This window comes from Odoribacter laneus YIT 12061 (assembly GCF_000243215.1).
GTDB lineage: Bacteria > Bacteroidota > Bacteroidia > Bacteroidales > Marinifilaceae > Culturomica > Culturomica lanea.
Map to the genome: position 1 here is coordinate 282,066 of NZ_JH594597.1, position 12,256 is coordinate 294,321.

The window sequence follows — 12,256 nt, forward strand, 5'->3', positions numbered from 1 at the left end:
AGTCAAAAAGTCGAAAGTCTGCGACCTTAGCTCTTTACAGACCTTACGGACTTTATGGACCCGTTTTGTTTTACAAAACGATTGCTGCACCTCCAGCAGCTTCGATAGCTTCTACAGCCTTTTTAGAGAAAGCATCCGCCTTCACTTCCAGCTTTGCTTTCAGTACACCATTACCTAATATCTTCAAAAGATCATTCTTTGAGAGCAGGCCGGCTTTAATCAATATATCTTTATCGATAGCTGTCAGATTGTCTCTTTCAGCCAATTCCTGAAGCATACTGATATTTATAGCCTTGAATTCAATCCGGTTGATATTTTTAAAACCGAATTTAGGCACTCTTCTCTGAAGCGGCATCTGACCTCCTTCAAAACCGATCTTATGTTTAAAGCCGGATCTTGATTTGGCACCTTTGTGTCCTCTTGTAGAAGTACCTCCTTTTCCCGAACCCTGTCCGCGGCCTATTCTCTTTTCGTGGTGAGTGGAACCGCAAGCCGGTTTTAAGCTACTTAAATCCATTCTATATGTATTAAAATCGTTTGACAATTACTTTACTTCTTCCACTTTTACCAGGTGTTTCACCTTAGCGATCATACCCAGTATCTGAGGAGTAGCTTCGTGTTCAGCACTGCTGCTGATTTTATTTAAACCCAGAGCTGTTAAAGTGCCTACCTGACGTTTATCGCTACCGATCTTACTTCTTACCAATGTAACTTTAATCTTTGCCATAACTCATCTCATTAACCGTTAAACACTTTATCCACACTCACATTTCTTTGCTGAGCCACCATACGGACATCTCTCATCTGTTTCAAAGCAGCAATAGTGGCTTTTACCAGATTATGAGGATTGGAAGAACCTTTGCTCTTCGCCAATACGTCATGGATACCAGCACTTTCCAATACGGCACGCATAGCACCTCCGGCAACCATTCCCGTACCGGAAGAAGCGGGTTTCATAAATACCTCAGCACCTCCGAAACGAGCCACCTGTTCATGAGGAATTGTCCCTTTATACACCGGTACTTTCACTAAATTCTTTTTAGCTGCTTCTATACCCTTGGCAATAGCTGTAGTGACTTCATTTGCCTTTCCCAGTCCCCAGCCTACAATACCGTTTTCGTCTCCGACAACGACAATAGCCGCAAAACTGAAGGTACGACCTCCTTTAGTAACTTTGGTCACCCGATTGATAGCCACCAATCTGTCTTTCAATTCCAAGTCAGTATTATTAATTTTTTGTTCCATTCCTGCTAACTTTTAAAAATTAAGACCTCCGTTACGGGCAGCGTCAGCTAAAGCTTTCACTCTTCCGTGATACAAATAACCGTTTCTATCGAATACCACTACTTCAATACCGGCTGCTTTTGCTTTTTCTGCAACAGCAGCACCCACCAAAGCAGCTTGTTCTGTTTTTGTGCCTTTCTTTTCAGCAATTTCCTTGCTCAAGGATGAGACAGATAAAAGCGTTTTACCTGCTTCATCATCTATCAGCTGTACGGAAATCTGCGCATTTGAACGGAATACGCTCAAACGGGGTCTCTCAGCTGTTCCGGAGACAATCTTCCGAATTCTCCTCTTTATTCTTAATCTTCTTTCTTCCTTCGTTAAAGCCATAACTTTTACTTACTTTAGGTGATTAAACTTTAGCTGACTTACCTGCTTTACGGCGTACCTGTTCACCTACGAAGCGGATACCCTTACCTTTATAAGGTTCCGGACGGCGGAAAGAACGGATTTTAGCAGCTACCTGACCGATCAGTTGTTTATCGCAACTTTCCAGGGTAATAATCGGATTCGCACGTTTTTCCGTAACAGCGGAAACTTTTACTTCATCCGGCAACTGGAGAAAAATCGAGTGGGAATATCCCAAACCCAACTCCAGAATCTGTCCGTCAGCATTCGCTCTGTAACCGACGCCGACTAATTCCTGTTTGATCGTATAACCTTCAGAAACACCTACTACCATATTATGGATCAAAGCACGATATAAACCATGCATTGCTTTATGTTCCTTATCTTCTGTATGACGTGCTACATGCACATTTTCTTCGTCTACTGTTACAGTAAGATCTTTGCTTACTTGCTGGGAAAGCTGTCCCTTCGGACCTTTTACTGTGACGGTGTTATCCGGACTTACGGCTACCGTAACTCCTTGTGGTATATGAATCGGTAATTTTCCTATACGTGACATCTCTTCTTCACTTTTAAATTAATACACATAACACAATACTTCACCGCCTACATTTTTCTGGCGAGCTTCTTTGTCTGTCATCAATCCCATAGAAGTAGACAAGATGGCAATCCCCAAGCCGTTCAATACACGCGGCATTTCTTCGACATTGGTGTAGCGTCTTAAACCCGGTTTAGATACCCGCACCAAAGATTGAATGGCAGGTAATTTCGTTTCCGGATGATATTTAAGAGCAATCTTAATATTACTTTTTGCTCCGTCTTGTTCAAACTTATAATTCAAAATATATCCTTTTTCTTTCAGGATCTTAGTGATCTCCCTCTTCATATTTGAACCGGGAACATCTACTACTTTATGACCGGCTCTTATCGCATTTCTCAAACGCGTAAGGTAATCTGCTATTGGATCTGTCATTTCTTTCTTACTTTTAAATATTACCAACTAGCTTTCTTCACTCCCGGTATCAAACCTGCAGATGCCATTTCGCGGAACTGGATTCTGCTGATACCAAATTGTCTCATGTAACCTCTCGGTCTGCCGGTCAGTTTGCACCTGTTGTGCAAACGGATAGGATTGGAATTCTTCGGAAGAAGACTCAATCCTGCATAGTCGCCTTCAGCTTTTAACTTTGCCCGTTTTGCTGCGTACTTTTCTACCAATTTTGCACGCTTCATTTCACGGGCCTTCATTGATTCTTTTGCCATTTTCTCTGGTTTTAATTCTTTTTAAATGGTAATCCAAATTCTCTCAGAAGAGCAAAACCTTCTTCGTCGGTATTAGCCGAAGTCACAAATGTTATATTCATACCCATAATTTTATGCACATTGTCGAGCACAATTTCCGGGAATATGATCTGCTCATCGAGTCCTAATGTATAGTTGCCCCTGCCGTCCAGCTTACTGTTAATTCCTTTGAAGTCGCGGATACGCGGCAAAGCTGAAGTAATCAGCCTTTCCAGGAACTCGTACATACGTTCTTTACGTAATGTAACCCGTACGCCGATCGGCATGCCTTTACGCAATTTAAAGTTAGATACGTCTTTTACGGATTTCGTTGTCACAGGCTTCTGCCCTGTAATAGCCGCAATTTCGTTCACTGAAAATTCAAGAATTTTTTTGTCCTGAATAGAGGAACCTACGCCCTGATTGATTACTATCTTCTCCAACCGAGGGGCCTGCATAACTGACTTGTATCCGAATTCTTTCATTAAGGTCGGTACAATTTCTTCGTTATACTTTGTTTTTAAACTTGGTACGTATTTCATTCGTTATTTTATTAATTGGCTGTATCCCACAGCATAAATATTTGCGGCGGCAAAGCTACAAATTTAATTCAAAAGTTGCAAGTCGTCTATTGACAAGTTACAAGTTCTGAGGTAACTTGCAACTTGTCCTTTCCGACTATACTACAACCGTACTGTTATCTTACTTCAAGATTTCTCCTGATTTTTTCGCATATCTGACTAATTTCCCTTTGTCATTCAGCTTGCGGCCGACACGAGTAGGTTTGTTGGTAGAAGGATCTACTACGTTCAGATTGGAAATATGAATCGGAGCTTCTTTTTTAATAATCCCTCCCTGCGGATTTTTCGCATTGGGTTTGGTATGTTTGCTTACCATGTTGATGCCTTCGACGATCGCTCTTTCCTGTTCAGGAAACATTTCCAGGACTTTGCCCTGTTTTCCCTTATCGACTCCGGCATTCACGTAAACTAAATCACCTTTCTTTATATGAAACTTTCTGTTCATCGCATTTTTTTATTTACGATTTATGATTTCAAAACCGGTTATCGGACTTGTAGTCCCCCCCGCTCCTGAATTCTAAATCTAAAATTATTAAAGTACTTCGGGAGCCAACGAAACAATTTTCGTATAACCTTCACGAACTTCACGGGCAACCGGTCCGAAAATACGGGTTCCTCTCATTTCTCCTGCATTATTTAACAACACACAAGCGTTGTCGTCAAAGCGGATGTAGGAACCGTCGGGACGCCGATATTCCTTAGCGGTACGAACGACGACAGCCTTACTAACCGTTCCTTTTTTCAATTCACCGCCCGGTAAGGCGCTTTTTACAGATACAACGATCTTATCGCCCACGCGTGCATATCTTTTCCGGGTTCCTCCCAGAACGCGGATACACAGTACTTCTTTGGCACCGCTGTTATCTGCTACTGTTAATCTGGTTTCCTGTTGTATCATGATTACTTCGCTCTTTCAATGATTTCCACTAATCTCCATCTCTTCATTTTACTCAAGGGACGGGTTTCCATAATTCTCACTTTATCTCCGACGTTACATTCGTTTTTTTCGTCGTGAGCGGTGAACTTTTTGGTCTTATTCACGAATTTTCCGTAGATCGGATGTTTTTCTTTAAAATGAACGGCAACCGTGATGGATTTTTCCATCTTATTGCTCACGACAAGACCAATACGTTCTTTTCTAAGATTTCTTTCTTCCATTACTTTACTTCTTTACCGTTAATTCTCTCTTACGTAATTCTGTCAACATACGAGCGATATCTTTTCTCTTGGCACGGATTTGCATCGTATTTTCCAGAGGAGTGATCGTATGGTTCATTTTCATCTTATTCAGAGCCACTTTTTCAGCAGTTACTCTTTCTTTAAGATCGTCTGTGGTCATTTCTATAATTTCTGAATTTTTCATCTTTCTGTCAAATTAATTTAGTTCTACAATCAACAGTCTGACGACTATTCGGAATAGTCACGTCTAACCACAAACTTTGTCGTAATAGGTAATTTCTGGGCTGCAAGACGTAAAGCTTCTTTTGCTACTGCATACGGCACGCCATCTGCTTCGAAAAGAATACGCCCCGGAGTTACTGGAGCCACGAAACCTTCGGGATTACCTTTACCTTTACCCATACGTACCTCCGCAGGTTTTTTGGTAATCGGTTTATCCGGGAATATTCGTATCCATATTTGTCCCTGACGTTGCATATACCGCGTAACAGCAACACGGGCTGCTTCAATCTGGCGTCCTTCGATCCACATGGACTCCAACGCCTTTATTCCGAAAGATCCGAATGCCAGTTCATGTCCTCTCTGGGCATTTCCTTTCATTCTTCCCTTTTGACTTCTTCTGTATTTAGTCCTTTTTGGCTGTAACATAACTCACTACTTTTTTCTTTTTTTGAAATTCTTCTTACCAGCGGGATTTGCATTAGCAGCATTACGGGTTTCGCGGGAAGCCAAAACTGAATTCGGTACTAATTCCCGTTTCCCATAAACTTCACCTTTACAAATCCATACTTTTATACCCAGCAAACCGTAAGTCGTCAATGCTTCTGCCTGTGCGTAATCGATGTCTGCACGAAAAGTGTGCAGTGGAATTCTACCTTCCTTAAAGATTTCGGCACGTGCCATTTCAGCTCCGTTCAAACGACCGGATATCAAAACTTTGATTCCCTCAGCCCCCATTCTCATGGTAGACTGAACAGCCATTTTGATAGCTCTACGGTATGCAACACGTCCTTCCAGCTGACGAGCGATGTTATTGCCTACGATAACGGCATCCAATTCAGGACGTTTAATTTCGAAGATATTAATTTGTACTTCCTTATCGGTAATTTTCTTAAGCTCTTCTTTTAACTTATCCACTTCCTGGCCGCCTTTACCGATGATAATTCCCGGACGGGCGGTGTTGATGGTGATGGTAATCAGCTTAAGGGTCCTTTCGATAACAATCTTTGCGATTCCGGCTTTCGCTAAACGGGCGTTCAGGTATTTTCTGATCTTATAATCTTCTACCAGTTTATCGCCATATTTTTTGCCGCCGAACCAGTTAGAATCCCATCCACGGATGATTCCTAATCTATTGCTTATTGGATTAACTTTTTGTCCCATGCGATTTTATTCTTTTACAACATTTTCAACTGCTGTCTTGCTACCCAAGACGATAGTCACGTGATTTGATCTCTTGCGGATCCGGTGAGCTCTCCCCTGTGGGGCTGGTCTCAGTCTTTTCAGAATGCCAGCACCGTCAACGAAAATTTCTTTGACAAACAAAGAAGCATCTTCGATCCGTTTACCTTCATTCTTGGCACTCCAGTTGGCAATAGCCGAAAGCAAGAGTTTTTCCACTTTACGGGCAGCTTCACGAGGACAAAATTTAAGTATATCCAAAGCTCTCTGTACGTCCTTTCCACGTACCAAGTCTGCCACCAATCTCATTTTCTGAGGTGACGAAGGACAACCACGCAGGATCGCAAAAGCTTTCTCCTTTTTGGCCTCCTTTATCTGATTTGCTCTTATTCTTTTTCTTGCACCCATTTTAATACATCTTCATTGGTTCAACTTAATCACGCTTATTTTTTATTGGCGTGACCTCTAAAGGTACGTGTCGGTGCAAATTCTCCCAGTTTATGTCCCACCATATTTTCGGTGATATATACCGGAATAAATTTATTACCGTTATGTACAGCTACTGTATGGCCTACAAAATCCGGAGAAATCATAGAGTAGCGAGCCCAGGTTTTAACAACCGATTTTTTATTGGACTCATTCATTGCCAACACTCTCTTCTCCAGCTTCACATCTATAAAAGGGCCTTTTTTTAACGAACGACTCATAACATTACTATTTATCGGTTATTATTTCCTTTTTTCTACAATATACTTACTTGAAGCTTTCTTCGGTGCTCTGGTCTTATAACCCTTAGCCAACAAGCCCTTACGTGATCTCGGATGACCTCCTGAAGCGCGGCCTTCACCACCACCCATCGGGTGATCAACCGGGTTCATTACCACACCTCTCACTCTCGGACGACGGCCCAACCAACGGCTACGACCAGCCTTACCGGAACGTTCCAAAGCATGATCGGTATTGGACACCGTACCTACGGTAGCTTTACAGGTTACAAGCACCATACGGATTTCTCCGGAAGGTAACTTGATGGAAGCATATTTCCCTTCTCTGGCAACCAATTGAGCATAAGAACCAGCACTACGAGCCATCACAGCTCCCTGTCCCGGTCTCAATTCAATGTTATGAATAATTGTACCTAATGGGATTTCAGATAAGAAAAGAGCATTTCCTATTTCAGGAACAATTTCTTTTCCACTCACAACAGTCTGACCAACAGTCAAACCAATCGGAGCGATAATATAACGCTTTTCTCCGTCTGCATATACTAACAGAGCAATACGGGCGGTTCTGTTCGGGTCATACTCAATAGACGCTACTTTTGCAGGAATATTGTCTTTGTCCCGTTTGAAATCCACCACTCTGTATTTTTGTTTATGACCTCCACCTATATATCTCATTGTCATTTTACCGGTATTATTACGGCCACCGGTTTTTTTCACAGGTCTTAACAATGATTTCTCAGGTCTATCTGTAGTCACCTGTTCAAAGGTATTTACTACCTTATGTCTTTGACCAGGAGTTACAGGATTTAATTTTCTTACAGCCATGTTCTTTAAATATTGCTAAAAAAATCAATACTATCACCTTCTGCTAAAGTTACAATTGCTTTCTTGAATGCCGCAGTCCTTCCGGTAATTACACCGGCCTTGGTGTATCTGGACTTCACAGTGCCTTGATAGCGCTGAGTGTTCACAGCCTTTACCTTTACTCCGTACATTTCTTCAACTGCCTTCTTTATCTCTATCTTATTCGCATCTCTTGCTACGACAAAAGCCACCTTGTGTTCTTTGTCGGTCAACGCTGACATTTTTTCTGTCAGAATGGGCTTCATTATGATTTCCATCTCTTCTTTGATTAGTTAAGATTGAACATTTCATTCAGGCCCTTCACAGAACTCTCAACAAGCACCAGGTTTTTAGCCTTCATGATGTTGTAAGTGGCCAAGTCGTTGACTCTCTTAATTTCAACATTCTGTAAGTTGCGAGCCGATAACAATATATTCTCGTTTACGTCACTTAAAACCAACAACAGATTTCCTTGATTTACTTTCAAGTTGTTAACCAATTCCACAAACTGTTTTGTTTTCGGTGCTTCAAAGCTGAAATCTTCAATTACCGTTACGGCGTTTGCACTTGCTTTTACAGCCAGAGCTGATTTACGAGCCAATCTCTTCAGTTTCTTATTTAATTTGAAACGATAATCTCTGGGCACGGGTCCGAATACGCGTCCCCCTCCTCTGAATTGAGGATTCTTGATACTACCCGCACGTGCTCCTCCGGTACCTTTTTGTTTTTTCAGCTTTACAGTACTACCTGACACTTCATTCCTCTGCTTTGACTTATGGGTACCCTGCCGCTGATTGGCGAGATACTGTTTTACGTCAAGGTAGATGGCGTGTTCATTAGGCTCTATTCCAAAGATAGCGTCATTTAACTCTATCTTTCTGCCTGTTTCTTTTCCGGCAATGTTTAATACACTTAACTCCATTACTTCTCAATAATTACGAATGAACCTTTCGTTCCGGGAACGGATCCCTTCACCAACAACAAATTATTTTCAGGAATTACTTTCAAAACTTGCAAGTTTGCAACAGTAACTCTGTCACCTCCTGTTCTACCGGCCATCCTCATCCCTTTGAAAACACGTGAGGGGGTGGAGCAAGCTCCAATAGAACCCGGTGCTCTCTGGCGGTCGTCCTGACCATGGGTAGCTTCGCCAACACCACTGAATCCATGACGTTTCACAACGCCCTGAAATCCTTTTCCTTTAGAGGTACCGATGACATCCACAAAAGCTGTACCCTCGAACAAAGTAACATCAATTACATCTCCTAACTTGTGTTCAGTCTCAAATCCTGAAAACTCTACGAGCTTCCTTTTCGGAGTTGTGCCTGCCTTTTTAAAGTGTCCACTTAGCGGCTTCGTTGTGTGTTTTTCTTTCTTTTCTTCAAAACCCAACTGAAGTGCTTCGTAACCATCGGTCTCTGTTGTTTTGACCTGGGTTACGACACATGGACCGCACTCAATCACAGTGCATGGGATACTTTTCCCCTCAACACTGAATACGGAAGTCATTCCGACTTTTTTTCCAATTAAACCTGGCATTTTTCTTTTACTTTTTTAATAGGTTTTTTTTCTCTTAATAACGACATAAGGTATTCGCCGTTATCATACCTTAATCTCTACTTCAACACCACTTGGCAATTCAAGTTTCATCAGTGCGTCAATGGTACCTGCAGTAGAACTGTAGATATCAATGAGTCTTTTGAAAGTGCATACCAAAAATTGTTCCCGGCTCTTTTTATTCACGAAAGTAGAGCGGTTTACTGTAAAAATTCCCTTATGTGTCGGCAATGGAATAGGACCACTGACTACAGCTCCGGTAGCTTTTACCGTTTTAACAATTTTTTCTGCCGATTTGTCCACCAAGTTGTGATCGTAAGATTTCAACTTAATTCTGATTTTTTGGCTCATGTTTTTAGTTATGATTATGATTTCAGATTTGCGGCAGGAAATCCTCACCGCAAATCAACAATCGAAAATTCTTACACTAATTCTGTTCTCCCGTTATTTTTTTCTACCACTTCTTTGGCGATATTCTTCGGAACTTCGGCATAATGATCGAATTCCATAGAAGAACTAGCACGACCGGAAGATAATGTTCTCAAAACGGTTACATAACCGAACTGTTCCGACAGCGGTACTTTCGCATCGATTACACGGGCCCCTGTACGGGATTCCATCCCTTCCACCTGTCCGCGACGACGATTCAAGTCAGCAATAATATCTCCCATATAATCTTCCGGAGTGACCACTTCCAGCTTCATAATCGGTTCCAGCAATACCGGTCTGGCTTTCTGCGCAGCTTCTTTATAACCAATTTTGGCAGCCATCTCAAAGGAAAGAGCGTCGGAGTCTACCGGATGGAAAGATCCATCTATCAGTGTTACTTTCAGACTTTCCAGCGGATAACCGGCCAATACGCCGTTATTCATAGCTTCCTTAAAGCCTTTTTCAACAGAAGGTATAAATTCCTTCGGAATATTACCACCTTTCACTTCGTTGACAAAAGTCAGACCTTCCTTGCCCTCTTCCGCAGGTTCCATACGGAAAATAATATCGGCGAATTTACCGCGACCACCGGTTTGCTTCTTGAATACATGACGATGTTCCACCGGCTGAGTAATCGCTTCTTTATAAGCTACCTGAGGTGCTCCCTGGTTACATTCCACCTTAAACTCCCGTCTCAAACGATCCAAGATAATGTCCAGATGGAGCTCTCCCATACCGCTGATAACCGTCTGACCGGAATCTTCATCCGTTTTTACCCGGAATGTCGGATCCTCTTCGGCCAATTTGGCCAAAGCCATTCCCAACTTATCAGTATCTTTCTGTGTCAAAGGTTCCACAGCAATTCCGATTACCGGATCGGGGAAGGTCATGCTTTCCAATACAATCGGTTTCTCTTCTGAACAAAGAGTATCTCCGGTACGGATATCTTTAAATCCTACGCAAGCACAAATATCTCCGGCTTCCAGTACCTCCTTCGGCATTTGCTTATTGGAATGCATCTGGAACAAACGGGAAATACGTTCTTTTTTATCGGTACGCGGATTGTATACATACGAACCGGCTTCTATTTTACCGGAATAAATCCGGGTATAACACAAACGTCCTACGAAAGGATCGGTTGCGATCTTAAAGGCCAATGCAGAAAGCGGAGCTTCGGGGTCTACCGGGAAATATACTTCTTCTCCCGTACGGGGATTTGTTCCCTTACTATTCGGGATATCCAGCGGATTCGGCAGATAAGCGATCACTGCATCCAGCAAATTCTGAACCCCTTTATTCTTAAAAGAAGAACCGCACATCACCGGACAGAAATCCATAGCAATCACCGCTTTCCGGATGACAGCCTTCAATTCTTCTACGGTAATCGCATCCGGATCTTCAAAGAAACGTTCCATCAAAGCTTCGTCTTGAACGGCAGCTGCTTCTACCAGCTTTTCTCTCCATTCCTGAGCTTCAGCCATAAGATCGGCAGGGATATCCTCTATCGTCGCATCCATCGCCCCATTCTCCCACAGATAAGCTTTCATTTCAACCAGGTCGATTACGCCTTTGAAATTCTCTTCTGCTCCAATCGGAAGCTCCAAGGGAATGGGATTAGCTCCTAATTTTTCTTTAATTTCACGGACAGCTTTGAAAAAATCAGCACCGGAACGGTCCATCTTGTTTACAAAAGCCAACCGGGGCACTCCATATTTATTTGCCTGACGCCATACTGTTTCGGACTGAGCTTCCACTCCTCCTACAGCACAGAACAACGCTACGGCACCGTCTAATACACGTAGAGAACGCTCCACTTCCACCGTGAAGTCAACGTGTCCCGGAGTATCAATAATATTAATTTTATAATCGTTATCCTGATATTTCCAATAACAGGTCGTTGCAGCCGAAGTAATGGTAATACCTCTTTCCTGTTCCTGTACCATCCAGTCCATAGTAGCCGTACCGTCATGGGTCTCGCCTATTTTATGGTTCACACCGGTAAAATACAGGATACGCTCTGTTGTAGTTGTCTTACCGGCATCAATATGGGCCATGATACCGATATTTCTTGTATAATGTAAATCTCTCTTTGCCATTTATCTATCTCTCCTCATTAAAATCTGAAATGTGCAAAAGCACGGTTGGCCTCTGCCATACGGTGTGTATCTTCTTTCTTCTTGAAAGCTGCACCTTCTTCTTTATAAGCAGCCATGATTTCGGCAGCTAATTTTTCTGCCATATTTTTACCGCTTCTCTTACGAGAAAAGAAAATCATATTCTTCACAGAAATTGCTCTTTTTCTGTTGGGATTGATTTCCATCGGCACTTGGAAAGTAGCACCACCTACACGGCGACTCTTTACTTCCACCTGGGGAGTAATGTTCTCCAATGCTTGCTTCCAAACCTCCAAAGCGGTCTTTTCTTCTTTTTTAGCCATTTTCTCCTCAACGATGTCTAATGCATCATAGAAAATTCTAAAAGCGATGGTCTTTTTACCATCTATCATCAGGTCGTTTACAAACCTCGTCACCAGTACATCGTTGAATTTCGGGTCCGGTAACAGGATTCTTTTCTTGGGTTTTGTTTTTCTCATTTTCTTTAGTTTACGAATTGGTTCGATCAGCTGTC

The 12,256-nt window shown here is 42.3% G+C and carries 23 protein-coding genes; all 23 read right to left on the minus strand.

From position 1 onward, the window contains the following. Window positions 1-70 precede the first annotated feature (70 nt). On the minus strand, window positions 71-517 hold the full coding sequence (rplO, locus tag HMPREF9449_RS13485; protein ID WP_009137820.1) for a 50S ribosomal protein L15: 447 nt from the start codon (window positions 515-517) through the stop codon (window positions 71-73). Between the two features lie 27 nt (window positions 518-544). Continuing rightward, window positions 545-727 carry a 50S ribosomal protein L30 gene (gene rpmD, locus HMPREF9449_RS13490; protein WP_009137821.1) on the minus strand — a complete coding sequence of 61 codons (183 nt, stop codon included), beginning with the start codon at window positions 725-727 and terminating at the stop codon, window positions 545-547. 11 nt (window positions 728-738) lie between these two features. Next, the gene (gene rpsE, locus HMPREF9449_RS13495; protein ID WP_009137822.1) at window positions 739-1,245 is read right to left on the minus strand and encodes a 30S ribosomal protein S5; all 507 of its coding nucleotides are present in this window, start codon (window positions 1,243-1,245) and stop codon (window positions 739-741) included. Between the two features lie 12 nt (window positions 1,246-1,257). Continuing rightward, complete coding sequence (gene rplR, locus HMPREF9449_RS13500; RefSeq protein WP_009137823.1) at window positions 1,258-1,614, minus strand: 50S ribosomal protein L18; 357 nt, start codon at window positions 1,612-1,614, stop codon at window positions 1,258-1,260. A gap of 22 nt (window positions 1,615-1,636) precedes the next feature. After that, window positions 1,637-2,191 (minus strand): 50S ribosomal protein L6, encoded by a 555-nt coding sequence (rplF, locus tag HMPREF9449_RS13505; RefSeq protein WP_009137824.1) that lies wholly within the window; start codon window positions 2,189-2,191, stop codon window positions 1,637-1,639. An 18-nt stretch (window positions 2,192-2,209) separates the two neighbouring features. Then, a complete protein-coding gene (gene rpsH, locus HMPREF9449_RS13510) occupies window positions 2,210-2,605 on the minus strand; it encodes a 30S ribosomal protein S8 (RefSeq protein WP_009137825.1) in 396 nt (131 codons plus the stop codon). A 20-nt stretch (window positions 2,606-2,625) separates the two neighbouring features. Next, window positions 2,626-2,895, minus strand: coding sequence for a 30S ribosomal protein S14 (gene rpsN, locus HMPREF9449_RS13515; RefSeq protein WP_009137826.1), 270 nt, complete (start codon window positions 2,893-2,895; stop codon window positions 2,626-2,628). Window positions 2,896-2,906: 11 nt separating this feature from the next. Next, on the minus strand, window positions 2,907-3,455 hold the full coding sequence (rplE, locus tag HMPREF9449_RS13520; RefSeq protein WP_009137827.1) for a 50S ribosomal protein L5: 549 nt from the start codon (window positions 3,453-3,455) through the stop codon (window positions 2,907-2,909). 160 nt (window positions 3,456-3,615) lie between these two features. Continuing rightward, on the minus strand, window positions 3,616-3,939 hold the full coding sequence (gene rplX / locus HMPREF9449_RS13525) for a 50S ribosomal protein L24 (protein WP_009137828.1): 324 nt from the start codon (window positions 3,937-3,939) through the stop codon (window positions 3,616-3,618). A gap of 87 nt (window positions 3,940-4,026) precedes the next feature. Beyond that, window positions 4,027-4,392 carry a 50S ribosomal protein L14 gene (gene rplN, locus HMPREF9449_RS13530; RefSeq protein ID WP_009137829.1) on the minus strand — a complete coding sequence of 122 codons (366 nt, stop codon included), beginning with the start codon at window positions 4,390-4,392 and terminating at the stop codon, window positions 4,027-4,029. A 2-nt stretch (window positions 4,393-4,394) separates the two neighbouring features. Further along, window positions 4,395-4,652: a 30S ribosomal protein S17 gene (gene rpsQ / locus HMPREF9449_RS13535; RefSeq protein WP_009137830.1), complete on the minus strand. Its 258-nt coding sequence runs from the start codon at window positions 4,650-4,652 to the stop codon at window positions 4,395-4,397. A gap of 4 nt (window positions 4,653-4,656) precedes the next feature. After that, entirely contained in the window at window positions 4,657-4,857 is a 201-nt protein-coding gene (gene rpmC, locus HMPREF9449_RS13540) for a 50S ribosomal protein L29 (protein ID WP_009137831.1), read from the minus strand. A 44-nt stretch (window positions 4,858-4,901) separates the two neighbouring features. Continuing rightward, window positions 4,902-5,321 carry a 50S ribosomal protein L16 gene (gene rplP / locus HMPREF9449_RS13545; RefSeq protein WP_009137832.1) on the minus strand — a complete coding sequence of 140 codons (420 nt, stop codon included), beginning with the start codon at window positions 5,319-5,321 and terminating at the stop codon, window positions 4,902-4,904. Between the two features lie 6 nt (window positions 5,322-5,327). Then, on the minus strand, window positions 5,328-6,056 hold the full coding sequence (gene rpsC, locus HMPREF9449_RS13550; RefSeq protein WP_009137833.1) for a 30S ribosomal protein S3: 729 nt from the start codon (window positions 6,054-6,056) through the stop codon (window positions 5,328-5,330). A gap of 6 nt (window positions 6,057-6,062) precedes the next feature. After that, complete coding sequence (gene rplV, locus HMPREF9449_RS13555) at window positions 6,063-6,482, minus strand: 50S ribosomal protein L22 (RefSeq protein ID WP_009137834.1); 420 nt, start codon at window positions 6,480-6,482, stop codon at window positions 6,063-6,065. Window positions 6,483-6,517: 35 nt separating this feature from the next. Beyond that, window positions 6,518-6,781 carry a 30S ribosomal protein S19 gene (rpsS, locus tag HMPREF9449_RS13560; protein WP_009137835.1) on the minus strand — a complete coding sequence of 88 codons (264 nt, stop codon included), beginning with the start codon at window positions 6,779-6,781 and terminating at the stop codon, window positions 6,518-6,520. Between the two features lie 21 nt (window positions 6,782-6,802). Then, window positions 6,803-7,624 (minus strand): 50S ribosomal protein L2, encoded by an 822-nt coding sequence (gene rplB, locus HMPREF9449_RS13565; protein WP_009137836.1) that lies wholly within the window; start codon window positions 7,622-7,624, stop codon window positions 6,803-6,805. A 5-nt stretch (window positions 7,625-7,629) separates the two neighbouring features. Further along, entirely contained in the window at window positions 7,630-7,920 is a 291-nt protein-coding gene (gene rplW, locus HMPREF9449_RS13570; protein ID WP_009137837.1) for a 50S ribosomal protein L23, read from the minus strand. Between the two features lie 11 nt (window positions 7,921-7,931). After that, the gene (gene rplD, locus HMPREF9449_RS13575) at window positions 7,932-8,564 is read right to left on the minus strand and encodes a 50S ribosomal protein L4 (protein ID WP_009137838.1); all 633 of its coding nucleotides are present in this window, start codon (window positions 8,562-8,564) and stop codon (window positions 7,932-7,934) included. Beyond that, window positions 8,564-9,181, minus strand: coding sequence for a 50S ribosomal protein L3 (rplC, locus tag HMPREF9449_RS13580; RefSeq protein ID WP_009137839.1), 618 nt, complete (start codon window positions 9,179-9,181; stop codon window positions 8,564-8,566). The genes rplD and rplC overlap by 1 nt, the downstream gene beginning before the upstream one ends. A gap of 63 nt (window positions 9,182-9,244) precedes the next feature. Then, window positions 9,245-9,550, minus strand: coding sequence for a 30S ribosomal protein S10 (gene rpsJ / locus HMPREF9449_RS13585; protein ID WP_009137840.1), 306 nt, complete (start codon window positions 9,548-9,550; stop codon window positions 9,245-9,247). A 71-nt stretch (window positions 9,551-9,621) separates the two neighbouring features. Further along, entirely contained in the window at window positions 9,622-11,724 is a 2,103-nt protein-coding gene (fusA, locus tag HMPREF9449_RS13590; protein WP_040611968.1) for an elongation factor G, read from the minus strand. Between the two features lie 17 nt (window positions 11,725-11,741). After that, complete coding sequence (rpsG, locus tag HMPREF9449_RS13595) at window positions 11,742-12,221, minus strand: 30S ribosomal protein S7 (RefSeq protein ID WP_009137842.1); 480 nt, start codon at window positions 12,219-12,221, stop codon at window positions 11,742-11,744. Between the last annotated feature and the right edge of the window lie 35 nt (window positions 12,222-12,256).

Bases quoted from the DNA above. Each gene is read 5' to 3' on its own strand.
- rplO (WP_009137820.1), bottom strand. From the start codon at position 517: ATGGATTTAAGTAGCTTAAAACCGGCTTGCGGTTCCACTCACCACGAA.
- rpmD (WP_009137821.1), bottom strand. From the start codon at position 727: ATGGCAAAGATTAAAGTTACATTGGTAAGAAGTAAGATCGGTAGCGAT.
- rpsE (WP_009137822.1), bottom strand. From the start codon at position 1,245: ATGGAACAAAAAATTAATAATACTGACTTGGAATTGAAAGACAGATTG.
- rplR (WP_009137823.1), bottom strand. From the start codon at position 1,614: ATGGCTTTAACGAAGGAAGAAAGAAGATTAAGAATAAAGAGGAGAATT.
- rplF (WP_009137824.1), bottom strand. From the start codon at position 2,191: ATGTCACGTATAGGAAAATTACCGATTCATATACCACAAGGAGTTACG.
- rpsH (WP_009137825.1), bottom strand. From the start codon at position 2,605: ATGACAGATCCAATAGCAGATTACCTTACGCGTTTGAGAAATGCGATA.
- rpsN (WP_009137826.1), bottom strand. From the start codon at position 2,895: ATGGCAAAAGAATCAATGAAGGCCCGTGAAATGAAGCGTGCAAAATTG.
- rplE (WP_009137827.1), bottom strand. From the start codon at position 3,455: ATGAAATACGTACCAAGTTTAAAAACAAAGTATAACGAAGAAATTGTA.
- rplX (WP_009137828.1), bottom strand. From the start codon at position 3,939: ATGAACAGAAAGTTTCATATAAAGAAAGGTGATTTAGTTTACGTGAAT.
- rplN (WP_009137829.1), bottom strand. From the start codon at position 4,392: ATGATACAACAGGAAACCAGATTAACAGTAGCAGATAACAGCGGTGCC.
- rpsQ (WP_009137830.1), bottom strand. From the start codon at position 4,652: ATGGAAGAAAGAAATCTTAGAAAAGAACGTATTGGTCTTGTCGTGAGC.
- rpmC (WP_009137831.1), bottom strand. From the start codon at position 4,857: ATGAAAAATTCAGAAATTATAGAAATGACCACAGACGATCTTAAAGAA.
- rplP (WP_009137832.1), bottom strand. From the start codon at position 5,321: ATGTTACAGCCAAAAAGGACTAAATACAGAAGAAGTCAAAAGGGAAGA.
- rpsC (WP_009137833.1), bottom strand. From the start codon at position 6,056: ATGGGACAAAAAGTTAATCCAATAAGCAATAGATTAGGAATCATCCGT.
- rplV (WP_009137834.1), bottom strand. From the start codon at position 6,482: ATGGGTGCAAGAAAAAGAATAAGAGCAAATCAGATAAAGGAGGCCAAA.
- rpsS (WP_009137835.1), bottom strand. From the start codon at position 6,781: ATGAGTCGTTCGTTAAAAAAAGGCCCTTTTATAGATGTGAAGCTGGAG.
- rplB (WP_009137836.1), bottom strand. From the start codon at position 7,624: ATGGCTGTAAGAAAATTAAATCCTGTAACTCCTGGTCAAAGACATAAG.
- rplW (WP_009137837.1), bottom strand. From the start codon at position 7,920: ATGGAAATCATAATGAAGCCCATTCTGACAGAAAAAATGTCAGCGTTG.
- rplD (WP_009137838.1), bottom strand. From the start codon at position 8,564: ATGGAGTTAAGTGTATTAAACATTGCCGGAAAAGAAACAGGCAGAAAG.
- rplC (WP_009137839.1), bottom strand. From the start codon at position 9,181: ATGCCAGGTTTAATTGGAAAAAAAGTCGGAATGACTTCCGTATTCAGT.
- rpsJ (WP_009137840.1), bottom strand. From the start codon at position 9,550: ATGAGCCAAAAAATCAGAATTAAGTTGAAATCTTACGATCACAACTTG.
- fusA (WP_040611968.1), bottom strand. From the start codon at position 11,724: ATGGCAAAGAGAGATTTACATTATACAAGAAATATCGGTATCATGGCC.
- rpsG (WP_009137842.1), bottom strand. From the start codon at position 12,221: ATGAGAAAAACAAAACCCAAGAAAAGAATCCTGTTACCGGACCCGAAA.